Origin of the sequence: Pseudomonas sp. p1(2021b), from assembly GCF_020151015.1 — a bacterium.
GTDB lineage: Bacteria > Pseudomonadota > Gammaproteobacteria > Pseudomonadales > Pseudomonadaceae > Aquipseudomonas > Aquipseudomonas putida_K.
The window spans coordinates 3,907,133-3,929,753 of the sequence record NZ_CP083746.1; the positions used below are offsets into that span (position 1 = coordinate 3,907,133).

Sequence of the window (22,621 nt, forward strand, 5' to 3'; positions counted from 1 at the left end):
TCAACGGGCTTGGTTCATACGCTCGATGACTTGACGGGTGATGTCGTATTGCGGCTTGACGTCGATTACCGCGCCGCGCTCGAGCACCAGGTCATAGCCACCCTTCTTGATCACTTCCTCGACAGCACCGTCGAGCTTGGGCTTGAGCTGCTTGAGCATGTCACGGTCGGCGACGGCCTTGGCTTCGTTCAGCTCCTTGGACTGGAACTGGAAGTCACGGGCTTTCTGCTTGAATTCGAGCTCCAGGCGCTCGCGCTCCTGTTGCTGCATCTTGTCGCCGCCCTTGATCAGGCGGTCCTGGATGCCCTTGGCGCTGCTTTCCAGGTTCTTCAGCTTGGTCAGCTGCGGGCCGAACTTCTTCTCGGCATCGACAGCGTACTTCTTGGCCGCGTCGGACTCGAGCAGCGCCATCTGATAGTTCAGCACGGCAATCTTCATTTCGGCGAAAGCCGGGGTGGCGACCAGCGCCGCGGCCATCACGGCCAGTTGAGTCAACTTACGCACGATGCACTCCTGGATAAACCGTTGTCGTTGAGCGAGGGCCGACCTTAGAAGGTCTGGCCCAGAGAGAATTGGAACACCTGGGTATCGGCGTCGTCCGGCTTCTTCACCGGCATCGCCAGGCTGAAGCTCAACGGGCCCAGCGCGGTGATCCAGGTGACGCCCAGGCCGACGGAGCTGGCCATGCCCGAGAAGCCGACCTTTTCGCAATCAGGCTTATTGCCGCAGTTGGTGTCGAACACGTTACCCACGTCCCAGAACACGGACGTACGCAGGGAACGCTGGTCCTTGACGAACGGCAGCGGGAACAGCAGTTCTACACCACCCTGCACGAGGACGTTGCCACCGAACGGCAGTGGATCCTGGTCCGGGTCCTTGATGGTGCCCGGCTTGGTGCCTTGGCTTGGGGTACTGCGCGGGCCCAGGCTGCTGTCCTTGAAGCCACGGACCGAGTTGAAGCCACCCGCGAAGTAGTTCTCGTAGAACGGCAGCCCATCGGTGGAACCGAAGCCATCACCATAGCCCAACTCGGTGTGCAGGCGCAGGGTGTAGTCGTTGTTGATCGGCTTGAACAGCTGGCCACGGTAGTCGAGCTTGAAGAACGACAGGTCGCTGCCCGGGGTGGTGACTTCGGCGGACAAGCTCTGGGAGTGACCACGGGTCGCCAGCACGCCCTTGTTCAGGGTGGACTCGGACCAGCCGGCCGACGCCTTGAAGTTCAGGAAGCTGTCGTCTCCCTCACGGTCCAGGAAGTCGAAGATCTCGTCGACGGTGTACTTACCGGTCTTGATCTTGTCCTGCTGCACGTTGAAGCCGAAGGTCAGACGCGAGGTCTCGCTGATCGGGTAGCCGACGCTGACACCGGCACCCAGGCTGTCCACCGCATAGCTCGCCACGTCGACATCGAGGTCATCGTAGTCGGTGCTACGGTAGAAGGCGTTGTAGCCCAGGCTGACGCCATCGGCGGTCCAGTAGGGGTCGACGAAGCCGAAGTTGTAGCGGGTCTGGTATTCCGAACGGGTCAGGCCGACGGACACCTTGTTACCGGTACCCAGGAAGTTGCTCTGGCTGATCGAGCCACCAAGGATCAGGCCCGCGCTCTGGGCAAAACCGACGCTGGCGGTGATGGAGCCGGAGGCCTGCTCCTCGACGCTGTAGTTGACGTCGACCTGGTCGTCGGTGCCTGGCACCGGCGGGGTCTCGACGTTGACTTCCTTGAAGAAGCCCAGGCGCTCGAGGCGGGTCTTGGACTGGTCGATCAGGTAGGTCGAAGCCCAGCCACCTTCCATCTGGCGCATTTCGCGACGCAGCACTTCGTCTTCGGTCTTGGTGTTGCCGCGGTAGTTGATGCGGTTGACGTAGGCACGCTTGCCCGGGTCGACGACGAACATGATGTCGACGGTGTGGTCTTCATCGTTCGGCTGCGGCACGCCGTTGACGTTGGCGAAGGTGTAGCCCTCGTTACCCAGGCGACGGGTGATCAGGTCGGAGGTGGTGGTCATCACCTTGCGCGAGAACACCTGGCCCGGCTGCACCAGCAGCAGCGACTTGACCTGGTCTTCAGGCACTTTCAGGTCGCCGGAGAGCTTCACGTCACGGACGGTGTACTTCTCGCCTTCGTTGATGTTGACGGTGATGTAGACGTGCTTCTTGTCAGGGGTGATGGACACCTGGGTCGAAGCGATGTCCATGTTGATGTAGCCGCGGTCCAGGTAGTAGGAGCGCAGGCGCTCCAGGTCACCGGAGAGCTTCTCGCGGGCGTACTTGTCATCGTTCTTGAAGAAGGACAGCCAGTTGGTGGTCTTGAGCTCGAAGAGCTGGGCCAGCTCCTCGTCGTCGAAGACATTGTTGCCGACGATGTTGATGTGCTGGATCGCGGCGACGGTGCCTTCGTTGATCTTGATCTTCAGGCCGACGCGGTTGCGCGGCTGCGGCACCACCTCGGCGTCGACCTCGGCCGAGTAGCGGCCCTGGGCCACGTACTGGCGCTGCAGTTCGTTACGCACGCCTTCGAGGGTGGCACGCTGGAAGATCTCGCCTTCGGCCAGGCCCGATTGCTTCAGGCCCTTCATCAGGTCTTCGGTGCTGATCGCCTTGTTGCCTTCGATCTCGATGCTCGACACCGATGGGCGCTCGACCACGTTGATGATCAGGACATTGCCGTCGCGGCTCAGCTGGATGTCCTGGAAGAAGCCGGTCTTGAACAGCGAGCGGGTAGACTCCACCAGGCGCCGATCGTCGGCCTGGTCGCCCACGTTCAGGGGCAGGGCACCGAACACGCTGCCAGCGGAAACCCGCTGCAGGCCATTGACACGAATATCGGAGATGGTGAAGGACTCGGCGTGAACTTCAGCGATCATCAGTGCGGAGAGGACCGCAGTTAGCAGCAGACGTTTCATGAAGTCCTTTTATTCCAACTGGCAATAAACAACCTGCCGCGATGAGGCGGCAGGTTCGTTCGCAATTGAGCGAAGCTTTTTATAGTCGACCCAGATCGTTGATCAGGGCGAGCAACATCACCCCAATGACCAAACTGATACCGATCTGGACCCCCCAACCTTGCACCCGATCCGAAAGCGGACGACCGCGCGCCCACTCGATCAGGTAGAACAGCAAATGCCCCCCATCCAATACCGGGATGGGCAGCAGGTTAAGAACCCCCAGGCTTATGCTCAGGTAGGCCAGGAAATTCAGGAAATCCCCCACGCCCGACTGGGCTGAAGCGCCCGCCACTTTAGCAATGGTTATCGGTCCACTCAAGTTTTTTACCGAGAGCTCCCCGAACAGCATTTTCTTCAGCGATTCGAGGGTCAGGACACTCATGTTCCATGTTCTCGACAGGCTCTGGGCAACGGCATCCAGCGGCCCGTAGCTGACTTCGCGGACCATGTCGGCGGGCCATTCGGCGCCCTTGACGCCTGCCCCCAGGTACCCACCGGAAGCCTGCCCTTCACCGCGCCGGGCCAAGGTCACCGGGACCTCGAGCTGGGCACCGTCGCGCTCCACGCGCAGCTTTACCTTGGCCTCGGGGCGGGCGCGAACGCTGTCGACCACCTGCTGCCAATCGTTCAGGTCGACACCATCGAGGCTCAGCAACCGGTCACCCGTCTTGAGCCCGGCAGCGGCGGCCGGACCTTTCGGGTCGATCTCGGCCAGCACTGGCGCAATGGCCGGGCGCCACGGGCGCAGGCCCAGGGACTGGATCGGGTCCGGTTCGTCCACACCCTTGAGCCACTGGCTGAGGATGATTTCATGCTGGCGCTCCAGCGTACCGCCCTGCTCGATCACACCGACCTTGAGGGTGCCGCTTTCGCCAAGACGACGGACCAGTTGCAGGTTGACCGCAGACCAGCCATTGGTCGGCTCGCCGTCGATGGATACCACTTCCTGACCAGCGGCCAGGCCTGCGGAAGCCGCCAGGCTGCCCGCCTCGACTGCACCGATCACCGGGCGCACCTGCTGGGTACCGAGCATGGCCAGGACCCAGAAGAACAACAGGGCGAGGAGGAAGTTGGCCACAGGGCCGGCCGCGACGATGGCGATGCGCTGGCGCACCGGCTTGCGATTGAAAGACTGGTCGACCAATGCAGGCGGCACTTCGCCTTCGCGCTCGTCGAGCATCTTGACGTAGCCACCCAGGGGGATGGCTGCCACCACGAACTCGGTGCCGCGGCGGTCGTGCCAGCGCAGCAGCGGCGTGCCAAACCCCACGGAGAAGCGCAGCACCTTGACGCCACAGCGCCTGGCCACCCAGAAATGGCCGAATTCGTGGAAGGTGACCAGCACACCCAGGGCGACCAGGGTGCCGACTATCATGTAGAGCGCTGTCATACCTGTCTCCGAATGACGTTCAGCCCATCCCTGGAACTAGCGGACATCAGTAACCGTGACGCCTCAACCACTCCCGGGACAGTTCCCGGGCCCGCTGGTCCGCGGCGAATACCGCCTCCAGCGAAGGCAACGGTACCACGGGTTCCTGGTCGAGCACCTGTTCGATCATACCCGCGATCTCCGGGAAGCGGATACGCCGCTGGAGAAATGCCTCCACGGCCACTTCGTTGGCCGCATTGAGCACGGCCGGTGCGCTGTTGCCCGCCTCGGCCGCCTGGCGCGCCAGGCGCAGGCAGGGGAAGCGCTGCTCGTCGGGGGCCTGGAAGTCCAAGCGGGCGATGGCGAACAGGTCCAGCGGCGCGACACCCGAGTCGATGCGCTCCGGCCAGGCCAGGGCATTGGCGATCGGCGTGCGCATGTCCGGGTTGCCCAGCTGGGCGAGCACCGAACCGTCGACGTAGTCCACCAACGAATGGATAACGCTCTGCGGGTGCACCACCACCTCGACCTTGGCCGGCGCCGCGTCGAACAACCAGCAGGCCTCGATGAGCTCCAGGCCCTTGTTCATCATACTCGCCGAGTCGACCGAGATCTTGCGCCCCATGGACCAGTTGGGATGGGCACACGCCTGCTCCGGCGTGACATCGGCCAACGCTGCGACCGGCGTCTCGCGGAACGGCCCGCCCGAAGCGGTCAGCAGGATGCGCCGCACGCCGACCTGGGCCAACCCGCGCGCATGGTCGGCAGGCAGACACTGGAAGATCGCATTGTGCTCGCTGTCGATCGGCAGCAACACGGCGCCACTGCGCCGTACCGCGCCCATGAACAGCGCGCCGGACATCACCAACGCTTCCTTGTTGGCGAGCAACACCTTCTTGCCCGCCTCCACGGCCGCCAGGGTCGGGCGCAGGCCTGCGGCACCGACGATGGCGGCCATCACCGCATCCACCTCCGGCGCCGAGGCGACCTGGCACAGCCCGGCCTCCCCTTCCAGCACCTCGGTGGTGCAACCGACACCCGCCAGGCCGTCGCGCAAGCGCACGGCAGCCTCGGCGCTGGGCACCACGGCATAGGCCGGGCGGTGCCGCTCGCACAGGGCCAGCAATTCATCGAGACGGGAATAGCCGCTCAGGGCGAACACCTGGTAGCGCTCCGGATGACGCGCGATGACGTCCAGGGTACTCAGGCCGATGGAACCGGTGGCACCCAGCACCGTGATACGTTGTGGATGGCTCACATCACACCCCATTCGGCAGCCCAGAGCAGAACGGCGAACATCGGGATCGCCGCGGTCAGGCTGTCGATACGGTCGAGCACGCCACCATGGCCAGGCAGCAAATTGCTGCTGTCCTTGATGCCTTCACGGCGCTTGAACATGCTCTCGGTCAGGTCACCGATCACCGAGGACATCACCACGACCACCGCGCCCAGCAGGCCGAGCAGCACATCGCCGATGCTCCAGTCGCGGGCCAGGCCCACACCCAGGGTGATCAGCAGGCTCACCGCCATGCCGCCGTAGACGCCTTCCCAGCTTTTACCCGGGCTGACCTGCGGCGCCAGCTTGCGCTTGCCGAACGCTCGACCGGAGAAGTACGCACCGATATCGGCGGCCCACACCAGCACCATGACCGCCAGGATCAGCCAGTTGCCCAGCGGCCAGTGCTTGAGCAGCACCAGGCCCTGCCAGGCCGGCAGCAGCACCAGCAGCCCGATCAGCAGGCGGCAGGCAGCACTGCTCCACAGCTCGCTGCTGCGTGGATAGGTGAGCACCAGCCAGGTGGCCAGCCCCCACCAGATTACCGAGGCGCCGAGCACCCAGGGCGCCAGGTCGGGCATCAGGTAAAGCAGCATCAGCGCCCCAGCGACCACCGCCGCATAGGCCAGGCGCAACGGCTGGGCGACGAGCCCGGCCAGGCGCGCCCATTCCCAGGCGCCGAGGGTGACGACCAGGCCGATGAACAGGGCGAAGTCCCCGCCGTTGAGCAGGAAGAAACCACCCAGCGCGACCGGCAGCAGGATCAGCGCAGTAATGATGCGTTGTTTAAGCATTAAGCACGAGCTCCAGCCTCGACCTGCTCGCTGGTCTTACCGAAGCGGCGCTGGCGCGAAGCGAAATCGGCCAGGGCGGTACGCATGGCCTCGTGTTTGAAGTCCGGCCAGTACAGGTCGGAGAAGTACAGCTCGGCATAGGCCAGCTGCCACAGCAGGAAGTTGCTGATGCGATGTTCGCCCCCGGTGCGGATGCACAGGTCGGGCAACGGCAGGTCGCCTGTGGCCAGGCAGGTCTGCAACAGGCCCGGGGTGATGTCCTCGGGACGCAGGTGGCCGGCCTGAACTTCACGCGCCAGGCGTTGCGCGGCCTGGGCGATGTCCCACTGACCACCGTAGTTGGCAGCGATCTGCAGGATGAAGCGGTCGTTGCCGGCGGTCAGGGCCTCGGCTTCGCGCATGGCGGCCTGCAATTCGGGGTGGAAGCGCGAGCGGTCGCCGATGATGCGCAGGCTGATCTTGTTCTCGTTCAGGCGCTTGGCCTCGCGGCGCAGGGCCGTGAAGAACAGCTCCATGAGCGCACCGACCTCATCGGCCGGCCGCTGCCAGTTCTCGCTGGAGAAGGCGAAGAGGGTCAGCACCTCGACCCCGGCCTCGGCGCAGACTTCGATCACCGCACGAACCGCATCGACACCGGCCTTGTGCCCGGCGACGCCGGGCAGCAGGCGTCGCTTGGCCCAGCGGTTGTTGCCATCCATGATGATCGCGACGTGACGCGGCACCGAAGGCGATGCCGCTGGCTTGGTCTTTTCCATGAAAGAAACCCCGGCCTCAGACGGCCATCAGGTCCTTTTCCTTGGCCTTGAACGCAGCATCGATTTCAGCGACGAACTTGTCGGTCAGCTTCTGGATCTCGTCCGCGGCACGACGCTCTTCGTCTTCGCTGATTTCCTTGTCCTTGGTGAGCTTCTTGAGGTCAGCCAATGCATCGCGACGCACGTTGCGCACAGCCACCTTGGCGTCCTCGGCGACGCCGCTGGCCTGCTTGGTGTAGCCCTTGCGGGTTTCCTCGGTCAGGGCCGGCATCGGCACACGGATGGTGGTGCCCGCGCTGGACGGGTTCAGGCCCAGATCGGAGGTCAGGATAGCCTTCTCGATGGCGGCGCTGAGGTTCTTGTCGTGAGCGACGATCTTCAGGGTACGGGCGTCCTCGACGGTGATCGCAGCCACTTGGTTCAGCGGCATCTCGCTTCCCCAGGCCGGGACCTTGACGCTGTCCAGGATGCTGGGGTGGGCGCGACCGGTACGGATCGCCGCCAGGTTGCGAGCCAGGGCCTCGATGGACTTGCCCATGCGCTCCTGCGCGTCTTTCTTGATGTCGTTGATCATGCTTGGCCTTCCTCGATCAGAGTACCTTCAGCGCCACCCACCACGATGTTCAGCAGGGCGCCAGGCTTGTTCATGTTGAATACCCGCAATGGCATCTTGTGGTCGCGGCACAGGCAGATTGCGGTCAGGTCCATGACACCGAGCTTGCGATCCAGGACCTCGTCGTAGGTCAGGTGATCGAATTTCTCGGCGTGCGGGTCCTTGAATGGATCGGCAGTGTACACACCGTCGACCTTGGTCGCCTTCAACACCACGTCGGCATCGATCTCGATGGCGCGCAGGCAGGCAGCGGAGTCGGTGGTGAAGAACGGGTTGCCGGTACCGGCGGAGAAAATTACCACATCCCCGGAGTTGAGGTGACGAATAGCTTTGCGGCGGTCGTAATGGTCGGTGACGCCGACCATGGAAATGGCCGACATGACCAGCGCCGGGATGTTCGAACGCTCCAGGGCGTCACGCATGGCCAGGGCGTTCATCACGGTGGCCAGCATGCCCATATGGTCGCCGGTGACGCGGTCCATGCCGGCGGCGCTGAGCGCTGCACCGCGGAACAGGTTGCCGCCGCCGATCACCAGCCCGACCTGGACGCCGATGCCGACCAACTGGCCGACTTCCAGGGCCATGCGGTCCAGTACCTTCGGGTCGATCCCGAACTCTTCCGAGCCCATCAGGGCCTCGCCGCTAAGTTTGAGCAAAATGCGTTTATAGCGAGGTTGGCGACCACTCACCTGCTGGGCCATTGCGAGTTTCTCCTGGGGCGTGCATTTAGAAAATTCGTGCGGGCTGTTTGCAGCCTGCTAACTGTAGCGTGGCGCTGCTTCAGCGCCAGCGGATGCGCGAGGGGTAAACCCGCATCCGTTTTGACAAAGAGGCTGCGCGCGTGAGCGGGCAGCCTCTTTGGGGCGACAGACGGAGCTGTCTTACTGCTTGGCGGCAGCTACCTGGGCGGCAACTTCTTCAGCGAAGTTGTCGACAGGCTTCTCGATGCCTTCGCCGACCTTGAAGTAGGTGAAGGAAACGATTTCAGCACCGGCTTTCTTGGCCAGTTCGCCAACCTTGACTTCCGGGTTCATGACGAAGGCCTGCTCTTTCAGCGAGGCTTCGGCTTTGAACTTGGTGATACGACCGTTGATCATGTTCTCAACGATGTTTTCCGGCTTGCCAGCGATCTTGTCGGCGTTCAGCTGCAGGAAGACGTTCTTCTCGCGCTCGATGGCCTCGGCGGAGATTTCCGACGAATCCAGGAACTCAGGGTTCGAAGCTGCAACGTGCATGGCGATGTTCTTGGCCAGCTCGACGTCGCCGCCCTTCAGGACGACAGCAGCGCCGATCTTGTTGCCGTGCAGGTAGGCGCCGACGACGTCGCCTTCAACGCGCGCCAGGCGACGGATGTTGACGTTCTCGCCGCACTTGGCGACCAGGGCTTCACGAGCGGCTTCGCGCGAAGCGATCAGCGGCGCGGCGTCGGTCAGCTTCTGGGCGAAGGCTTCTTCGATGCTTTCGGCAACGAAGGTCTTGAAGTCGTCTTGCAGGGCCAGGAAGTCGGTCTGCGAGTTCACTTCCAGCAGGACAGCGGACTTGCCGTCGGTCTTGACCGCGATGGCGCCTTCGGCGGCAACGTTGCCAGCCTTCTTGGCGGCCTTGATGGCGCCGGAAGCGCGCATGTCATCAATGGCTTTTTCGATGTCGCCGCCGGCCTTTTCCAGGGCCTTCTTGCAGTCCATCATGCCTTCGCCGGTACGCTCGCGCAGTTCTTTGACCAGCGCTGCAGTAATTGCTGCCATTTCAAAATCCTCTTGGAAAGTTTTTCAACCATTCCACCCGCTCGTCACGGGCGTTCAATTCTGCAAATCCACTGCTGTCACTTCAGCAGCCCCATGATGCGCAAAGGTGCTGACAGCAGGATTTCAAGGTGGCAAAAAGGGGGCCTAGCCCCCTTTTTGCGTGCCAAGTAGACGCCGGGCGTCAATTACTCGGCAGCAGGTGCAGCCGCTTCTTCAGCGTAGACTTCGGTGCCGCCGGCAACGTTGTTGCGGCCGCGGATGACGGCGTCAGCCATCGAAGTCATGTACAGCTCGATGGCGCGGATGGCGTCGTCGTTGCCTGGGATGACGTAGTCAACGCCTTCCGGGCTGCTGTTGGTATCGACAACGCCGATGACCGGGATGCCCAGCTTGTTGGCTTCGGTGATGGCGATGCGCTCGTGCTCGACGTCGATGACGAACAGTGCGTCAGGCAGGCCACCCATGTCCTTGATACCGCCCAGGCTGCGATCCAGTTTTTCCAGGTCGCGGCTGCGCATCAGGGCTTCTTTCTTGGTCAGCTTGGCGAAGGTGCCATCTTCGGCCTGGGTTTCCAGGTCGCGCAGACGCTTGATCGAAGCACGGATGGTCTTGTAGTTGGTCAGCATGCCGCCCAACCAGCGGTGGTCAACGTATGGCGAACCGCAACGAGCAGCTTGCTCGGCGACGATCTTGCCAGCGGAACGCTTGGTGCCGACGAACAGGATCTTGTTCTTGCCCTGGGCCAGGCGCTCGACGAACGACAGAGCGTCGTTGAACATCGGCAGGGTTTTTTCCAGGTTGATGATGTGGATCTTGTTGCGCGCGCCGAAAATGAACTTGCCCATTTTCGGGTTCCAGTAACGGGTCTGGTGGCCGAAGTGCACACCGGCCTTCAGCATATCGCGCATGTTGACTTGGGACATGATAGTTCCTTGATAAGTCGGGTTGGGCCTCCACGTATCCCAATGACCAACCCACAGGCTCGCGAGCTTGGGGCACCCAGGTCATCGTGTCGACACGTGTGTGGGTTAAGGCTTCCGGGGACCTCCCCCGAAAGCGGCGCATTTTATACCACAGACCGCGGGCGAACGGAACCCGGATGATGCCTCGTCCGTCAGCGGCTTTTGCAGCCTGTGGGCAATCGCGCCAGAATTGCCTACTGACTAGACAGCAGAACCTGCGCCTTTATCCCCACAGATTGACGCCCCGCTCTGCTAGAATCCGGCTTTTCCCGTTTGTTCGCGCCCCCAGGGCGCCGTAGAGAGCCTGTATGACCGTCACCATCAAGACCGCAGAAGACATCGAGAAGATGCGCATCGCCGGCCGCCTGGCCGCCGAAGTCCTCGAGATGATCGAAGAACACGTCAAGCCCGGTGTCACCACCGAGGAGCTCGACCGCCTCTGCCACGACTATATCGTCAACGTCCAGCAGGCGATCCCGGCGCCGCTCAACTACAAAGGCTTCCCCAAGTCGATCTGCACCTCGATCAACCACGTGGTCTGCCACGGCATCCCCAACGAGAAGCCGCTCAAGGATGGCGACACCCTCAACATCGATGTCACCGTGATCAAGGACGGCTACCACGGCGATACCAGCCGTATGTTCCACGTCGGCACCGTCGCGCCCTGGGCCGAGCGCCTGTCCAAGGTCACCCAGGAATGCATGTACAAGGCCATCGAGCTGGTCAAGCCGGGCTGCCGCCTGGGCGATATCGGCGAGGTGATCCAGAAGCACGCGGAGAAGAACGGCTTCTCGGTGGTACGCGAATTCTGCGGCCATGGCATCGGCAAGGTGTTCCACGAAGAACCGCAGGTCCTGCACTACGGCCGCGCCGGCACCGGCATGGAACTCAAGGAAGGCATGACCTTCACCATCGAGCCGATGATCAACCAGGGCAGGGCCGACACCAAGGTGCTGGGCGACGGCTGGACCGCCATCACCAAGGACCGCAAGCTGTCCGCCCAGTGGGAGCACACCATCCTGGTGACCGCCACCGGCTACGAGATCTTCACCCTGCGCAAGGACGACACCCTGCCGCGCACCTCGGCCTGACCCGCCCCAGGGCCAACAACACAGGAACGCGACTCGATGCCCCAGGTGGATCCCGAGCTGTTCGACCGTGGCCAGTTCCAGGCGGAACTGGCGCTCAAGGCAAGCCCCATCGCTGCCTTCAAGAAAGCCATCCGCCAGGCCGGCGCGGTGCTCGACCGGCGCTTTCGCGAAGGCGGCGAGATCCGCCCACTCATCGAGGACCGCGCCTGGTTCGTCGACAATATCCTGCAACAGGCCTGGAACCAGTTCGACTGGCGCGACCAGGCCGGTATCGCCCTGGTCGCCGTCGGCGGCTACGGCCGTGGCGAGCTGCACCCCTGGTCGGACATCGACCTGCTGATCCTGCTCGACAGCGCCGAGCACGAGCAGTACCGCGACGCCATCGAACGCTTCCTCACCCTGCTGTGGGACATCGGCCTGGAAGTGGGCCAGAGCGTGCGCACCGTGGAGGAATGCGCCGAACAGGCCAAGGCCGACCTGACGGTGATCACCAACCTGATGGAAAGCCGCACCATCGCCGGCCCCGAGGCCTTGCGCCAACGCATGCTGGGCGTCACCAGCACCGAACATATGTGGCCGAGCAAGGAGTTCTTCCTGGCCAAGCGCGCCGAGCTCAAGGCCCGCCACCACAAGTACAACGACACCGAGTACAACCTCGAGCCTAACGTCAAGGGATCCCCGGGCGGCCTGCGCGACATCCAGACCGTGCTCTGGGTGGCCCGCCGCCAGTACGGCACCCTGAACCTCCACGCCTTGGCCGACGAAGGCTTCCTGTTGGAAAGCGAGAACGAGTTGCTGGCCTCTTCCCAGGCCTTCCTGTGGCGGGTGCGCTATGCCCTGCACATGCTCGCCGGGCGCGCCGAGGACCGCCTGCTGTTCGACCACCAGCGCAGCATCGCCGCATTGCTCGGCTACGGCGACGAGAACCCCAAGCGCGCCATCGAGCAGTTCATGACCCAGTACTACCGGGTGGTGATGAGCATCAGCCAGCTGTGCGACCTGATCATCCAGCATTTCGAGGAAGTCATTCTCGCCGACGATGACAGCGGCACCACCCAACCGTTGAACGCTCGCTTCCGGCTGCATGATGGCTATATCGAGACGGTCAACCCGGCGGTGTTCAAGCGTACCCCGTTCGCCATGCTGGAAATCTTCGTGCTGATGGCCCAGCACCCGGAGATCAAGGGCGTGCGAGCCGACACCGTGCGTCAGTTGCGCGAACATCGCCACCTGATCAACGACAAGTTCCGCAACGACATCCGCAATACCAGCCTGTTCATCGAGCTGTTCAAGTGCGAGATCGGCATCCACCGCAACCTGCGGCGGATGAACCGCTACGGCATCCTCGGGCGCTACCTGCCGGAGTTCGGCCTGATCGTCGGGCAGATGCAGCACGACCTGTTCCACATCTATACGGTCGACGCCCACACCCTCAACCTGATCAAGCACCTGCGCAAGCTGCAGTACACCCCGGTCTCGGAGAAATTCCCCCTGGCCAGCAAGCTCATGGGGCGCCTGCCCAAGCCTGAGCTGATCTACCTGGCCGGCCTCTACCATGACATCGGCAAGGGCCGCCAAGGCGACCACTCCGAGCTGGGCGCCGTGGATGCGCAGGCCTTCTGCGCACGCCACCAGCTACCGGCGTGGGACAGCCGGCTGATCGTCTGGCTGGTCCAGAACCACCTGGTGATGTCCACCACCGCCCAGCGCAAGGACCTCTCCGACCCGCAGGTGATCAACGACTTCGCCCTGCACGTGGGCGACGAAACCCGCCTGGACTACCTCTACGTGTTGACCGTGGCCGACATCAACGCCACCAACCCCAGCCTGTGGAACTCCTGGCGCGCCAGCCTGCTGCGCCAGCTCTACACCGAGACCAAGCGCGCCCTGCGCCGCGGCCTGGAGAACCCGCTGGACCGCGAGGAGCAGATCCGCCAGACACAGACCGCCGCGCTGGACATCCTGGTGCGCGAAGGCACCGACCCGGACGATGTGGAACAGCTGTGGGCCCAGTTGGGCGACGACTACTTCCTCAAGCACACCGCCGCCGACATTGCCTGGCACAGCGACGCGATCCTCCAGCAGCCGGCCGACGGCGGCCCGCTGGTCTTGATCAAGGAAACCACCCAGCGCGAGTTCGAGGGCGGCACGCAGATCTTCATCTATGCCCCCGACCAGCACGACTTCTTCGCCGTGACCGTGGCGGCGATGTCCCAGCTCAACCTGAACATCCATGACGCGCGGATCATCACCTCCAGCAGCCAGTTCACCCTCGACACCTATATCGTCCTGGACAACGACGGCGGCTCGATCGGCGATAACCCGCAGCGGGTCAAGCAGATCCGCGACGGCCTGGCCGAGGCCCTGCGCAACCCTGAGGACTACCCGACCATCATCCAGCGTCGGGTGCCGCGCCAGCTCAAGCACTTCACCTTCGCCCCGCAGGTGACCATCCACAATGACGCCCAGCGGCCGGTGACCATCCTGGAAATCACCGCCCCCGACCGCCCCGGCCTGCTGGCGCGCATCGGGCGTATCTTCCTGGAGTTCGACCTGTCGCTGCAGAACGCCAAGATCGCCACCCTCGGCGAACGGGTGGAGGACGTGTTCTTCATCACCGACGCCGACAACCAGCCGCTGTCGGACCCGCAGCTGTGCCTGCGCCTGCAGGAAGCGATCATCAAGCAGCTGCAGGCTGGCCAGGCCAGCGACACCAGCACCACCCGCGTGACCTTCTAACGATTGACGAGACCTTGCGCCGATGAACCATGCCCTGACCCAGCTTCAGCCCTACCCGTTCGAGAAACTGCGTGCCCTGCTGGGCAGCGTGAAGCCTGCGGCGGACAAACGCGCCATCGCCCTGTCGATCGGCGAACCGAAGCATGAATCACCGGCGTTCGTCGCCAAGGCCATGGCCGACAACCTCGACAAGCTGGCGGTGTACCCCAGCACCATCGGCCTGCCCGCGCTGCGCCAGGCCATTGGCCAATGGTGCGAACGCCGCTTCGGCGTGCCGGCCGGCTGGCTCGACGCCGACCGCCACATCCTGCCGGTCAACGGCACCCGCGAGGCGCTGTTCGCCTTCACCCAAGCCGTGGTCAACCGCGCCGATGACGGCCTGGTGGTCAGCCCCAACCCGTTCTACCAGATCTACGAAGGCGCAGCCCTGCTGGCCGGCGCCACCCCGCATTACCTGCCATGCCTGGAAAGCAACGGCTTCAACCCGGACTTCGATGCCGTACCGGCCGAGGTCTGGCAGCGCTGCCAGATCCTGTTCCTGTGCTCCCCGGGCAACCCCACTGGCGCCCTGGTGCCGATGGACACGCTGAAGAAGCTGATCGCCCTGGCCGACGAGCACGATTTCGTGATCGCCGCCGACGAGTGCTACAGCGAGCTGTACTTCGACGAAGATGCCCCGCCACCAGGCCTGCTGAGTGCCTGTGCCGAGCTTGGCCGCAGCGACTTCAAGCGTTGCGTGGTGTTCCACAGCCTGTCCAAGCGCTCCAACCTGCCAGGCCTGCGCTCGGGCTTCGTCGCCGGCGACGCCTCGATCATCAAGCCGTTCCTGCTGTATCGCACCTATCACGGTTGCGCCATGCCGGTGCAAACCCAGCTGGCCAGCATCGCCGCCTGGCAGGACGAGGCCCATGTCCGTGAAAACCGCGACCAGTACCGGGCCAAGTACGACGCGGTGCTGGCGATTCTCCAGCCAGTGATGGACGTGCAGCGCCCGGACGGCAGTTTCTACCTGTGGGCCAAGGTGCCGGGCTGCGATGCCGATTTCACTCGTGACCTGTTCGAAGCCCAGCATGTGACCGTGGTACCGGGGTCGTACCTGTCGCGTGAGGTCGATGGCGTGAACCCGGGCGCGGGTCGGGTGCGCATGGCGCTGGTTGCGCCGCTGGCCGAGTGCATCGAGGCCGCCGAGCGGATTCGCGAATTCCTGCAGAACCGCTGATTGGCCTGGGGCGCTTTGCGCCCCGTTTCGCGGGTAAAACCGCTCCCACAGGGCCCTGTTATCTTGAAAGCAGCGCGAACCCTGTAGGAGCGGGCTTGTCCCGCGAATGGGCCAGATATGGCCCTACCTGACCTGCCCCAGGTTCGCCTCGCTCATGTCCAGCTCCCCCAGCACCTGGCGCACCACCTCATCGCCCACCAAGTGCTTGCGATGCAGCTCGTACAACGCCAGCCGCTGCGCCCGCAGGGCCCGCACCCGCAACCGCCGCTCCAGCAGGTCCATCTGCTCGGCCAGGGCCCGAGCTTCGGCCGTGTCGTTGTAGCTGTCCAACTCATCACGGTACTCGGCCATCAAACGCGCCTTGAGCTCCACCGCCAAGGTCGCCTGGGCTGCATCCTGAGGCGCATTGGCATCGACCACCTCCTCGGCCTCCAAGGCATGGATGGCCGCCTCCGCCGTGCGCCGCCAGGCGTCCTGTACCTCCTGGCGCAGGCGTTCGTCCGGGCTCCTGGTGACCCCACGCAGCAACAGCGGCAAGGCGACGCAGGCGCTGACCAGCGACAGCAGGATCACGCCGGCGGCGATGAAGATCAGCAGGTCACGCTCGGGGAAGGCCTTGCCCGCCCCCATCAGCAATGGCACCGACATCACGCCTGCCAGGGTCACCGCCCCGCGTACGCCACCGAGCGTCAACAGCAGGCAGGACCGGGTGGTGGGCACCAGCACCAGCTCCGGCTTGCCGCGCCAACGGCGTACCACGCCGATCGCACGCCAGATGCTCTGCACCCAGACGAAGCGCAGCGCCACCAGCGCCACGAAGATCGCCACCACATCCAGGCAGCGCCAGGCCAGGGTCGGCCATACGGTAGCTTCGTCGCTGACCACAGCCTTGATGATGTCCGGCAACTGCAGACCCAGCAGCAGGAAGATCAGGCCATTGAAGGCGAACTCCAACAGCGACCACACACTGCGGTTGAGCAGGCGCGTGCTGGTCTGGCGCGGCAGCAGGTCGAGCCAGCTCTGCATCATGCCGGCCGCCACCGCGGACAGAATGCCCGACACACCGAGGCGCTCGGCCAGCACATAGGCGGCGAACGGCAGCAGCAACATGAACACCACGTGAGTCGCCGGATCGTCCCAGCCGCGAGCGATCATCCAGGCCCGCAGCCGCCCGATCAGCCAACTCAGGGCCACGCCGACCGCCAGGCCGCCCAGGGCAACGATGACGAAGGTCACGCTTGCCTCGGTCAGCGAGAACACCCCGGTGATCGCCGCAGCCAGGGCGAACTTGAAGGTCACCAGGCCCGACGCATCGTTCATCAGCGCCTCGCCCTGGAGCATGTGCATCAACGGGGTGGGCAGGCGATCCTGGGCGATGGCCGATACCGCCACGGCGTCGGTGGGCGACAGTACCGCCGCCAGGGCGAAGGCCACCGGCAAGGGAATGCTCGGCACGATCCAGTGGATGAAGTAGCCCGCACCGACCACGGTGAACAGCACCAGCCCCACCGCCAAGGCCACCACCGGCCCACGCAGGCGCCACAGTTCGCGCTTGGGCATGCGCCAGCCGTCGGCGAACAGCAGCGGTGGCAGGAACAGGAACAGGAACAGCTCCGGATCCAGCGCCACGTGCAGGCCCAGGGTCGGCCAGGCCAGCAGCGCGCCGGCGGCGATCTGCACCAGCGGCAATGGCAGCGGGACCACCCGACCGACCAGTTTCGACACACTTACCAGCGTCAGCAGGATGAGGACGGTATAGGCTGACTGCATCGGCAAAGCTTCCTGTGTAATCCGAATAGAGCGACAACGGGGCGAATCCTCGCCATTGAAACAATATGTTAGCGGCGGATGGGGAAACGGGGCCGCTGCACCATAGTCGCAGGGGGCGAATGAATATGTAACACGATGATACGTGGCAGGGGCGAGGTGCAGGGCTTCAGCATTACGACTGCGCGCGATCGACCATGCACCGAACCCCCAAGCCATGCACACCCGTGGCGCTCCAGGGAGCGTTCCCGCATAATCCCGCGACTGACAATCGAACACGGAGAAATTGGGGCGGCCTTCGAACCCCAATGCACACGATGACCTATACGCTCTATGGCATAAAAGCCTGGGACGCCATAGTAATTCGACCAAATCCCAATGAAATCAGTACGTTAAATCTAAATCGGCGCCCTGCACAGGCGCCGTTTTCGTTCGTTATGAACTCAATATAATCAGGCGTTTACGGATGCATTTTGGGGAAGATTTCCCGAGCATCTATCCCTCCTCTGGCGTTCTGCCAACCCTCCTCTTCCTAAGCCCCACGCCACCAGCATCTGGTCTAGCCATGAAGACCCGAACACTGTATAAATGAACAGTATCACTACAGAGTCGAGAGCACACCGCTCGTCGCCATGCAGTGAGGGAGTATCCCAGGTTCACGACTCAAAACCGCTGGCATCTCAAATATGATTTGACTTGAAGCTTGACGTGGAGATAATCGCGAGCCACCTTGTCTGTACAGTGTGCACATCCTGTGGATAAGTAATTATTGACAAATGCCGCTGATCTTTGATGGAGCAGCTTATGAGCAGCGTATTTTTTCACGAGTCAAGCGCGATGGCTCAGGCCCGCAATCTTTTCGGGACCAGGACGGACCAGGTTCTCGTCAAAGACGAGGTAACGTCCCCTCCAAGCCGTGACCCATATGAGGCTATTCGCCAAGCCAGCGAGCGTATGAATGCTGGGTTGACGGCATTCGCTCTTGGTGAGCGCCACTATTCCAACGACGATCAGGACGCTCGCCAGCATGCCGGACTGCTTCCCCCGCTCTAAGACGCTTCCGCCTCAATCCCCGCTTTTCTGGGTCACGCACAAAGACCGGTATCTTCGTCAGCAACTGATCTCTGACATACAAGAAGATACCGGACGTGAGTTGATCGTTTATTTCACTGAGTGCGAGCAGTCCGGAGCCCAGATCGACATGGGTGATGATGTCCTGTTTGCAGAGCTTTTGCGCGGCGCTCTTGGCAAGCCAATAGACCTGCTACTCGAGACTAATGGTGGATACACCGACCCAACTGAGAAGATCTGCTCCCTGCTGCAGCAGGCCGCTCCTGACTTACGGGTAATCGTCCCGCGTCGAGCCAAAAGCAATGGCACTGTCATTGCCTTAACGGGGTCTACCATAATGATGGGCGTGGAGTCCGAACTGGGTCCGATCGATCCATCCTACAATGGCGTTCCGGTCGAGTTCATTCTCAATGCACCTGCAGGATCGTTCAACCCAATCGAGTACCAACTAGCTCTGACCACGCGCGGCCAGACTGAAAAGCTTGCGCGAGAGCTGTTATCTCGCGGTATGATGTCGCATGTGCCAGAAGCTATTGATGAAACCATCTCAAAGATGGCTACCCGCGGGCACTATCACTCTCATGGCTCGGTGATTGATATGCGAGAGGCGGCTCTGCTGAACCTCAATGTGACACAGCACCCTATGAATGATTCGCTGTGGCAAAAAATCTGGCTGCTTCGGACGATGTATCAGTACGATTGCTTGCAAGCAGGGTACGCAAAAATCTTTGAAAGCCAGAAGCTAAGCAGTGCTGTAAAGGCTGTCAGCAGGGCTTGATTTTGGACAGTAAACGCCTCACTGGCAGGCGTTTACTGCAGCTTCCAGCAATCGTTCATACCCGATCCGCTGCCTACGCTCCGCCAGCAGCGCCCTCACCTTCACCTCCAGGCTGTCGGTCTTGCGCAGGCCGGCAGCAGCCCAAGGCGGCACAGCGACTTCCGGCGCGCGACACGGCACCTGGACTGGTACCTCGACGCGAACATGCTGGACCTGTGGCTCGACCTTCCCGCCGCACCCAGCTAGGCCCAGGGTCAGAACCAGCCCGCTCCCACACGCAAGACCACGAATTACGCGGCTTGTAGCTCGAAACCGCCACGCGCCGCTCCCACAGAAACGCAATTTCAGCCCCAGGCTCATAACCCCAGCTCCTTGTCGATGATGGCCGTGGCAGCCGCGCACTGGTCGCCACCGGTGCACTCCTGCTGCAGTCGATTTGCCGCGGCGAAGTCGGCCTGGGCGCTGGCCTGTGCATCCTTCACGGCCTGCTCCGCCCGGGCTTGGCGTTCGTTCGCGGCCCGGGTCAAATCGCCCAGGGCCTTGCCCTGCTCCTGCGCCAACCCGGCGAGGTTGTCACGCGCGGCGGCGCACTCGGCAACCCGGTCCTGCGCCGCGTCGAGCGCCGGCCGGAAGTGGCTGGTAGTGGCCCAGGTACCGACGGCCATGCCGAGCAGGATGAGCAGGCCGGCGCCCGCAGCGCGTAAGGCCCACCCGCTCACGCCAGCGCCCTCCGCACGCCCTCGTCGATCACTTCGGGCTTGTACGGGTTGCCGCCGTTCTCATGGATGATGATGCTCTCGACGAACACCCGCAGCGTGGCCGGGTCCTTGATGTTGATCGGGTCGGTGGTGCGGACGCCCAGGCGCTTGGCAACGGCCGAGGCGTAGGCCTGGGTGTCGTTCTCGTTCGCCGGCGCCCAGCGGTTGATGGTCTCAAACACCGTGTCGATGCCCTTCCCGCCCACGCCGGGCATGCTATCTTTGCCGCGGTAGGCGATGAGCAGCTTGCCCAGGGCGCGGATGCCGTTCTCTGGGGTATCGAAGCGGGCGAATCGCGGCTTAGCGGCGCGCACCTCCAGGCCCAGCTGGCCCACCCAGTCGTTCCGGGGGTTGAAATCGATGTTGCCGGGGTTGTTGTTGCGTACGCCGCGTGCGGTCATGGGTTTTCTCCGGCCAAAAAAATACCGCCATCTGGCGGTTGTCTTCGTTGGCAGGCTGTCGTTCAGTTGATCAGGCCGGCGGCGCGGGCCAGGCGATCTCGTCGGGGTAGCCGGGCTGATCGGGCAGGCGGATCAGCGCCACCCCCAACCGCCCGGATATGAGTACTGCCAAGATAGCGTCGCGCTGGATGCACCGACACTGAGGGTTACCCCCGGCCGCTTTCCCAGGTACTTGTTCTGCACCGACAGCTCAGTGACGGCATAGAACAGCTCCTTGCCGGCCGGAGGCAGCGGAATCGAGAGCGAACCATTGGCAGCGCCTGTATCCACATACCCCATCATTTGGCTGATCGAACTGGTCATGTCGAGGAGCAGCAGGCCGCTCGGGTCGTAGACCTTCAGGCCGGCACTCATACATTCACTCCCAGATCGATCGCCAGGTAGCTGTCTTCTTTGTTGTTCGGTCCGTCACCGACGATCTGCCGATACCCGCCGCCGAATCGAGACTCCCGCACCCGGTATTGGATGTCAGGAGTCTCGCCGCGCTCGGTGGGCCAACGAAAGGTTTCTATCGCCATAGTGATCTCGATAGGATGTTGGCTTTCAACCAAGGTGTGAGGTCCAGCATGAAACTCACCGTTTCCAGCATCTCCGTAACCGACGAAGCTGATGATGAGCGTTTGCAGTTGGTTTCAAGCCACATTGATTTGGAGTTCGATACCGACGGCTGCTATGGCGGCGCCGGTATCGGCATTAACTTTGAGATCGAGAATGCTCGTGACATGACATTCAGCCAGCTCGAAAAAATCGTGCTGGAAAAGGCACGCGCCGTCCTGAAGTGATCTCAGCGCCGCTGCATGGCCCTGCCAATGGCACCGTCAGGACGCAGGTCCATGCTCAACAGCTTGCGGTACTTCATCTCGACAAAATCGCCAATTTCCCTTCCAAACTGCCCGAGCATTGGGCTGCTCGACTCCATCTGGCTTGAGCCATCGCTATTGATCGTGATGCTCACGTTCACTGTCGAACCAGCGCCTTGCCCACCGCCTCCGCTCGACGCGATTGTTGGTGTCAAAGCCGGGCCAAGGGGCGTAATGCTCCCCGCTTCGCTACCCATCATCAGGTAGGTCTTGCCACCCTGATTCAATAGCTCGGGCCCCAGTTCATTGACCTGGTAGAGTGAGTTTGCCGCTACCGGGCCACCGGCAGCGCGCCGACCAGAGACGAAATTGTCCATGATCTCAGGGCTGTACCCGGCCTGGGTCGATCCTGCGGATGTCGTTCCGCTACCGAACCAAGCAGAGAGCGCTGTGGGCCTGCCACGGGAGACGCCGGTGGCGAGCCTCAAGCGCAGTCTCGGCGTGACAATGAAGGGCCGGCGCATCGCCGTCCGCGTGCGGCCATGACCGGCTACCAGCGAGCCCGTCGCCTCGCCATGTTGCGCGGCAGCTTAATCACCCTTTCCCTCTGCACCGCCTGGATGCTCGCCAGCGCTTACGCAGGCTGCATCACCTCCTGAGGTAACCATGAGCACAACACCCCGCCTGGCCGCCCAGCTCGACTGGAAGACGGTCGGAGCGTTCTCGCCTGAGCGCTACCAGGGCGACGAGCGCAAAGAGTCCATCCTGACCAGCCCGCTGCACATCATCTGCACCATGCGCAGCAAGACCAAGACGGTTCAGGGCGAAGGCAAGAAGATCCTCAAACTGGGCATGAAGTCCGAGCAGCGTGACGGTTCTGACTACGAGTTCACTGTGGTGCTCGACCTGCTACACGATGGAAACGTCGCCGTGACCACCAAGGACCGTACCCGTCTCTTCGATCAGCCGGAGGTTGTCAGCCCGGATACCGGCCGGCGCCTTCTGGCCTGGCTGAACGATGGCAAGTCTCAAGCTGATCTCCAGGCTGCGGCACTCGACGACGCCATGTCGAAGATCCCGATCACAGAGACGATGCAGGAACTGCAGAGCGTGTTCTCGGCAGCCTATCGCGTCCTCGAGCAGTCCCCTCAGCCATTCGCAATCAGCGATGATCTACCTGCACTACCGCGAACAAGCGCCAGGTCTTCTGCGCAACGCCCACGCCGCCCTGGACGACGTGGAGAACTGTCGCCTTCTGCTGATCAAGATCCTCGACGCCCTAGCTACTGAGCTGGGCCGCCCTGTGGCCGACTGGGAAGAGCTCTGGACCATTTCGGAAGACGCCCGCATTCCAACCGTGATCGGCTTCGGCAAGCACCGCAGCGCCAAGTTCAGCGATCTACCGCCCGATTACCGCCGCTGGCTGCTGAATCAGCCCGATCTTGACCCGTTCGTTCGCAAAGCCCTCATGAGGTAGCTCG

23 protein-coding genes and 1 pseudogene are annotated in these 22,621 nt (G+C 62.9%); 7 read left to right on the plus strand and 17 right to left on the minus strand.

Features of this window, described 5'->3' with window-relative positions; genetic code table 11:
* From K8374_RS18155 to rpsB, 10 genes are all read right to left on the minus strand, one after another.
* Entirely contained in the window at window positions 1-504 is a 504-nt protein-coding gene (locus K8374_RS18155) for an OmpH family outer membrane protein (RefSeq protein WP_084854375.1), read from the minus strand.
* A gap of 44 nt (window positions 505-548) precedes the next feature.
* Complete coding sequence (gene bamA, locus K8374_RS18160) at window positions 549-2,900, minus strand: outer membrane protein assembly factor BamA (RefSeq protein WP_224456650.1); 2,352 nt, start codon at window positions 2,898-2,900, stop codon at window positions 549-551.
* Between the two features lie 79 nt (window positions 2,901-2,979).
* A complete protein-coding gene (gene rseP, locus K8374_RS18165) occupies window positions 2,980-4,332 on the minus strand; it encodes an RIP metalloprotease RseP (protein WP_224456651.1) in 1,353 nt (450 codons plus the stop codon).
* Between the two features lie 46 nt (window positions 4,333-4,378).
* Entirely contained in the window at window positions 4,379-5,569 is a 1,191-nt protein-coding gene (gene ispC / locus K8374_RS18170; protein WP_224456652.1) for a 1-deoxy-D-xylulose-5-phosphate reductoisomerase, read from the minus strand.
* A complete protein-coding gene (locus K8374_RS18175; protein WP_224456653.1) occupies window positions 5,566-6,381 on the minus strand; it encodes a phosphatidate cytidylyltransferase in 816 nt (271 codons plus the stop codon). The genes ispC and K8374_RS18175 overlap by 4 nt, the downstream gene beginning before the upstream one ends.
* On the minus strand, window positions 6,381-7,136 hold the full coding sequence (uppS, locus tag K8374_RS18180) for a polyprenyl diphosphate synthase (protein WP_084854365.1): 756 nt from the start codon (window positions 7,134-7,136) through the stop codon (window positions 6,381-6,383). The genes K8374_RS18175 and uppS overlap by 1 nt, the downstream gene beginning before the upstream one ends.
* Before the next feature lie 16 nt (window positions 7,137-7,152).
* Window positions 7,153-7,710, minus strand: a complete 558-nt coding sequence (frr, locus tag K8374_RS18185) for a ribosome recycling factor (RefSeq protein WP_084854363.1) — start codon at window positions 7,708-7,710, stop codon at window positions 7,153-7,155.
* Window positions 7,707-8,450 carry a UMP kinase gene (pyrH, locus tag K8374_RS18190; RefSeq protein ID WP_084854362.1) on the minus strand — a complete coding sequence of 248 codons (744 nt, stop codon included), beginning with the start codon at window positions 8,448-8,450 and terminating at the stop codon, window positions 7,707-7,709. Before pyrH ends, frr begins: the two co-directional genes overlap by 4 nt.
* 180 nt (window positions 8,451-8,630) lie before the next feature.
* Complete coding sequence (gene tsf / locus K8374_RS18195) at window positions 8,631-9,494, minus strand: translation elongation factor Ts (RefSeq protein ID WP_224456654.1); 864 nt, start codon at window positions 9,492-9,494, stop codon at window positions 8,631-8,633.
* 185 nt (window positions 9,495-9,679) lie between these two features.
* Window positions 9,680-10,417: a 30S ribosomal protein S2 gene (rpsB, locus tag K8374_RS18200; protein WP_196144838.1), complete on the minus strand. Its 738-nt coding sequence runs from the start codon at window positions 10,415-10,417 to the stop codon at window positions 9,680-9,682.
* 347 nt (window positions 10,418-10,764) lie between these two features.
* Between rpsB and map the strand changes: the two genes are divergently transcribed.
* The 3 genes from map to dapC are packed head-to-tail and all read left to right on the plus strand — an operon-like array spanning window position 10,765 to window position 15,505.
* On the plus strand, window positions 10,765-11,547 hold the full coding sequence (map, locus tag K8374_RS18205; RefSeq protein WP_224456655.1) for a type I methionyl aminopeptidase: 783 nt from the start codon (window positions 10,765-10,767) through the stop codon (window positions 11,545-11,547).
* A 36-nt stretch (window positions 11,548-11,583) separates the two neighbouring features.
* Window positions 11,584-14,286, plus strand: a complete 2,703-nt coding sequence (locus K8374_RS18210) for a [protein-PII] uridylyltransferase (RefSeq protein ID WP_224456656.1) — start codon at window positions 11,584-11,586, stop codon at window positions 14,284-14,286.
* 22 nt (window positions 14,287-14,308) lie between these two features.
* Window positions 14,309-15,505: a succinyldiaminopimelate transaminase gene (dapC, locus tag K8374_RS18215; RefSeq protein ID WP_224456657.1), complete on the plus strand. Its 1,197-nt coding sequence runs from the start codon at window positions 14,309-14,311 to the stop codon at window positions 15,503-15,505.
* Window positions 15,506-15,628: 123 nt separating this feature from the next.
* Here dapC and K8374_RS18220 read toward each other — a convergent pair whose 3' ends face one another.
* Window positions 15,629-17,275 (minus strand): Na+/H+ antiporter, encoded by a 1,647-nt coding sequence (locus K8374_RS18220; protein ID WP_224456658.1) that lies wholly within the window; start codon window positions 17,273-17,275, stop codon window positions 15,629-15,631.
* 1,024 nt (window positions 17,276-18,299) lie between these two features.
* Here K8374_RS18220 and K8374_RS18225 point away from each other — a divergent pair.
* Complete coding sequence (locus K8374_RS18225) at window positions 18,300-19,121, plus strand: SDH family Clp fold serine proteinase (protein WP_224456659.1); 822 nt, start codon at window positions 18,300-18,302, stop codon at window positions 19,119-19,121.
* Window positions 19,122-19,139: 18 nt separating this feature from the next.
* Here the strand turns inward: K8374_RS18225 and K8374_RS26535 are convergent, their stop codons facing one another.
* The 5 genes and pseudogenes from K8374_RS26535 to K8374_RS18245 all read right to left on the minus strand — a co-directional run.
* The gene (locus K8374_RS26535) at window positions 19,140-19,385 is read right to left on the minus strand and encodes a hypothetical protein (RefSeq protein ID WP_411969655.1); all 246 of its coding nucleotides are present in this window, start codon (window positions 19,383-19,385) and stop codon (window positions 19,140-19,142) included.
* A gap of 92 nt (window positions 19,386-19,477) precedes the next feature.
* Entirely contained in the window at window positions 19,478-19,840 is a 363-nt protein-coding gene (locus K8374_RS18230) for a hypothetical protein (RefSeq protein ID WP_224456660.1), read from the minus strand.
* Window positions 19,837-20,280 carry a structural protein P5 gene (locus K8374_RS18235; protein WP_224456661.1) on the minus strand — a complete coding sequence of 148 codons (444 nt, stop codon included), beginning with the start codon at window positions 20,278-20,280 and terminating at the stop codon, window positions 19,837-19,839. The genes K8374_RS18230 and K8374_RS18235 overlap by 4 nt, the downstream gene beginning before the upstream one ends.
* Window positions 20,281-20,412: 132 nt before the next feature.
* The gene (locus tag K8374_RS18240; protein WP_224456662.1) at window positions 20,413-20,694 is read right to left on the minus strand and encodes a hypothetical protein; all 282 of its coding nucleotides are present in this window, start codon (window positions 20,692-20,694) and stop codon (window positions 20,413-20,415) included.
* A 26-nt stretch (window positions 20,695-20,720) separates the two neighbouring features.
* Window positions 20,721-20,858 (minus strand): annotated as a pseudogene (locus tag K8374_RS18245) (phage tail protein); the annotation flags it as partial.
* Between the two features lie 48 nt (window positions 20,859-20,906).
* Between K8374_RS18245 and K8374_RS18250 the strand changes: the two are divergent.
* On the plus strand, window positions 20,907-21,122 hold the full coding sequence (locus tag K8374_RS18250) for a hypothetical protein (protein ID WP_224456663.1): 216 nt from the start codon (window positions 20,907-20,909) through the stop codon (window positions 21,120-21,122).
* A gap of 2 nt (window positions 21,123-21,124) precedes the next feature.
* Here K8374_RS18250 and K8374_RS18255 read toward each other — a convergent pair whose 3' ends face one another.
* Entirely contained in the window at window positions 21,125-21,517 is a 393-nt protein-coding gene (locus K8374_RS18255) for a hypothetical protein (protein WP_224456664.1), read from the minus strand.
* 289 nt (window positions 21,518-21,806) lie between these two features.
* On the opposite strand from K8374_RS18255, the gene K8374_RS18260 reads away from it, so the two are divergent.
* Both K8374_RS18260 and K8374_RS18265 read left to right on the plus strand, forming a co-directional pair.
* Window positions 21,807-22,430: a hypothetical protein gene (locus K8374_RS18260; protein ID WP_224456665.1), complete on the plus strand. Its 624-nt coding sequence runs from the start codon at window positions 21,807-21,809 to the stop codon at window positions 22,428-22,430.
* A gap of 13 nt (window positions 22,431-22,443) precedes the next feature.
* Complete coding sequence (locus tag K8374_RS18265; protein ID WP_224456666.1) at window positions 22,444-22,617, plus strand: hypothetical protein; 174 nt, start codon at window positions 22,444-22,446, stop codon at window positions 22,615-22,617.
* Window positions 22,618-22,621 lie beyond the last annotated feature (4 nt).

What these genes read in the sequence shown, in the direction of transcription:
- bamA (WP_224456650.1), bottom strand. Translation starts at nt 2,900, where the DNA reads ATGAAACGTCTGCTGCTAACTGCGGTCCTCTCCGCACTGATGATCGCT.
- rseP (WP_224456651.1), bottom strand. Translation starts at nt 4,332, where the DNA reads ATGACAGCGCTCTACATGATAGTCGGCACCCTGGTCGCCCTGGGTGTG.
- K8374_RS18175 (WP_224456653.1), bottom strand. Translation starts at nt 6,381, where the DNA reads ATGCTTAAACAACGCATCATTACTGCGCTGATCCTGCTGCCGGTCGCG.
- uppS (WP_084854365.1), bottom strand. Translation starts at nt 7,136, where the DNA reads ATGGAAAAGACCAAGCCAGCGGCATCGCCTTCGGTGCCGCGTCACGTC.
- frr (WP_084854363.1), bottom strand. Translation starts at nt 7,710, where the DNA reads ATGATCAACGACATCAAGAAAGACGCGCAGGAGCGCATGGGCAAGTCC.
- pyrH (WP_084854362.1), bottom strand. Translation starts at nt 8,450, where the DNA reads ATGGCCCAGCAGGTGAGTGGTCGCCAACCTCGCTATAAACGCATTTTG.
- tsf (WP_224456654.1), bottom strand. Translation starts at nt 9,494, where the DNA reads ATGGCAGCAATTACTGCAGCGCTGGTCAAAGAACTGCGCGAGCGTACC.
- rpsB (WP_196144838.1), bottom strand. Translation starts at nt 10,417, where the DNA reads ATGTCCCAAGTCAACATGCGCGATATGCTGAAGGCCGGTGTGCACTTC.
- map (WP_224456655.1), top strand. Translation starts at nt 10,765, where the DNA reads ATGACCGTCACCATCAAGACCGCAGAAGACATCGAGAAGATGCGCATC.
- K8374_RS18210 (WP_224456656.1), top strand. Translation starts at nt 11,584, where the DNA reads ATGCCCCAGGTGGATCCCGAGCTGTTCGACCGTGGCCAGTTCCAGGCG.
- dapC (WP_224456657.1), top strand. Translation starts at nt 14,309, where the DNA reads ATGAACCATGCCCTGACCCAGCTTCAGCCCTACCCGTTCGAGAAACTG.
- K8374_RS18220 (WP_224456658.1), bottom strand. Translation starts at nt 17,275, where the DNA reads ATGCAGTCAGCCTATACCGTCCTCATCCTGCTGACGCTGGTAAGTGTG.
- K8374_RS18225 (WP_224456659.1), top strand. Translation starts at nt 18,300, where the DNA reads ATGCCGGACTGCTTCCCCCGCTCTAAGACGCTTCCGCCTCAATCCCCG.
- K8374_RS18235 (WP_224456661.1), bottom strand. Translation starts at nt 20,280, where the DNA reads ATGACCGCACGCGGCGTACGCAACAACAACCCCGGCAACATCGATTTC.
- K8374_RS18240 (WP_224456662.1), bottom strand. Translation starts at nt 20,694, where the DNA reads ATGAGTGCCGGCCTGAAGGTCTACGACCCGAGCGGCCTGCTGCTCCTC.
- K8374_RS18250 (WP_224456663.1), top strand. Translation starts at nt 20,907, where the DNA reads ATGAAACTCACCGTTTCCAGCATCTCCGTAACCGACGAAGCTGATGAT.
- K8374_RS18255 (WP_224456664.1), bottom strand. Translation starts at nt 21,517, where the DNA reads ATGGACAATTTCGTCTCTGGTCGGCGCGCTGCCGGTGGCCCGGTAGCG.
- K8374_RS18260 (WP_224456665.1), top strand. Translation starts at nt 21,807, where the DNA reads ATGAGCACAACACCCCGCCTGGCCGCCCAGCTCGACTGGAAGACGGTC.